The organism is Mycobacterium sp. (assembly GCF_035499775.1).
Lineage (GTDB): Bacteria > Actinomycetota > Actinomycetes > Mycobacteriales > Mycobacteriaceae > Mycobacterium.
Window position 1 is genome coordinate 1 of record NZ_DATJYB010000480.1, and the last position, 2,125, is coordinate 2,125.

At 68.0% G+C, this 2,125-nt stretch carries 1 protein-coding gene and 1 pseudogene; one reads left to right on the plus strand and one right to left on the minus strand.

Annotated elements, in window-relative coordinates:
- Position 1 precedes the first annotated feature (1 nt).
- Positions 2 to 1,537, minus strand: a complete 1,536-nt coding sequence (gene fadD3 / locus VML93_RS29595) for a 3-((3aS,4S,7aS)-7a-methyl-1,5-dioxo-octahydro-1H-inden-4-yl)propanoate--CoA ligase FadD3 (RefSeq protein WP_325615986.1) — start codon at positions 1,535 to 1,537, stop codon at positions 2 to 4.
- Between the two features lie 48 nt (positions 1,538 to 1,585).
- On the opposite strand from fadD3, the pseudogene ipdE1 reads away from it, so the two are divergent.
- Positions 1,586 to 2,125, plus strand: a pseudogene (ipdE1, locus tag VML93_RS29600) (acyl-CoA dehydrogenase IpdE1); the annotation flags it as partial.

Below are 2,125 nucleotides of genomic sequence, written 5' to 3' on the forward strand. Positions count from 1 at the left end.
TTCAGGCCATCTCTCGCAGTTGTGGTTTGAGCACCTTGCCGCCGGCGTTGCGCGGCAACTCGTCGACGAATCGCACCGAGCGGGGTGCTTTGAAATTCGCTAAATGCTCACGGGTGTAAGCAATCACAGACTCCTCGTCGAGGCCGGCTCCCGGCCGGGGGACCACGAACGCCCGGCCCACTTCGCCCAGCCGCTCGTCGGGCACGCCGATCACCGCGGCGTCGGCCACCCCGTCCATCCGGGCCAGCACCTGCTCGATCTCGGCGGGGTAGACGTTGAACCCGCCGCAGATGTACATGTCCTTGAGCCGGTCGGTGATACGCAGGTTGCCCGCCGCGTCAACGGCGCCGATGTCGCCGGTGTGCAGCCACCCGTCGGCGTCGATGGCGGCGGCGGTCGCCTCCGGGTCGTTCAGGTAGCCCAGCATCACGTTCGGCCCGCGCAGCAGCACTTCGCCGGTCTCAGAACCAGTTTCAGCATCGATCCGCAGCTCGAAGTCGGCGAACGGGCGCCCGCAGGTGGTCGCGACGGTCACCGCGTCGTCGTCGGCGCGACACATGGTGCCCATGCCGCTGGCCTCGGTCAGGCCGTAGGCGGTCAGCACGATGTCGATGTCCAGTTCGGACTGCATGCGTTCCACCAGAACCACCGGCACGGTGGCTGCCCCGGTGACCGCGAACCGCAACGAGCTCAGGTCGTAGTCGCGGCGGGCCGGGTGGTCGAGCAGCGTCTGGTAGATCGTGGGCGGCCCGGGCAACACGGTGATGCGGTGCCGCTCGATCGCCTGCAGCGTGCGCAGCGGGTCGAACGTCAAGTGCGGGATCAGCGTCGCCCCGGTCTGCAGGCAGGCCAGGATGCCGGCCTTGTAGCCGAAGTTGTGGAAGAACGGGTTGATGCACAGGTAACGGTCGTCGCTGGTGATCTTGCCGTTGGCGGCCCACGACGCCGAGCCCCCGAGCGACTGCCGGTGCGCGCATAGCACACCTTTGCTGCGGCCGGTGGTGCCCGAGGTGAACAGGATGTCGCTGACGTCGTCGGGCGTGACGGCCGCAGCGCGGTCCTGGACCTCGTCAAGGTCGACACCGTCAGCCATGAACTCGTCCCAGGTCCCGTCCTCGGCCTCGATCGGTATACGCACCAGGTGGCGCAGCGCGGGCAGTGCGTCGCGGTCCAGGTCGGCAGCCCGGTCGACCCCGAGGAACCGACCGGCGGCGAACAGCACCGGCGCATCGGTCCGGGCCAGGATGTCGGCGGCCTCGGCCGCGGTGTAGCGGGTGTTCAACGGCACCATCGCGGCGCCCGCGTGGTGAATCGCCAGGCAGGCCACCACCCAATGCCAGGTGTTCGGCGACCAGATCGCCACCCGATCCCCGGCTGCGACACCGAGCCTGATCAGCGCCGAAGCGGCCCGGTGTACCTCTTCCCGCAGGGACGCTGCCGTCAAGGAACGATCCTCGGTGATCAGCGCAGCGTGGTCGGGAGACCGGCGGGCAAAACGATCCAGCGCCGCGGGGATGGTGCGGGGATCGCCGGTCACTGGGATACTCCTAACAAAGCAAGTGCTTGGTAGGTTAGCGTACAGGGCATGCAGGACGTCGAAGAGTTCCGGTCAGAGGTACGTCAGTGGCTGGCAGACAATCTCGCCGGGGAATTCGCAGCGCTCAAGGGCCTCGGCGGGCCGGGTCGTGAGCATGAGGCGTTCGAAGAACGCCGGGCCTGGAATCAGCATCTCGCCAAAGCCGGGCTGACCTGCCTGGGCTGGCCGGTCGAGCACGGCGGGCGCGGGCTTTCGGTCGCGCATCGGGTGGCTTTCTACGAGGAGTACGCCCGAGCCGATGCGCCCGACAAGGTCAACCACTTCGGCGAGGAACTGCTCGGGCCGACGTTGATCGCGTTCGGAACCCCCGAGCAGCAGCAGCGCTTCCTGCCGCGCATCCTCGACGTCACCGAGCTGTGGTGCCAGGGCTATTCGGAGCCCGGCGCAGGCAGCGACCTGGCCAACGTCTCGACCGCGGCCGAGCTTGACGGCGACCAATGGGTGATCAACGGCCAGAAGGTGTGGACGTCGCTGGCCCACCTGTCGCAGTGGTGCTTCGTGGTCGCGCGGACCGAGAAGGGCTCCAAG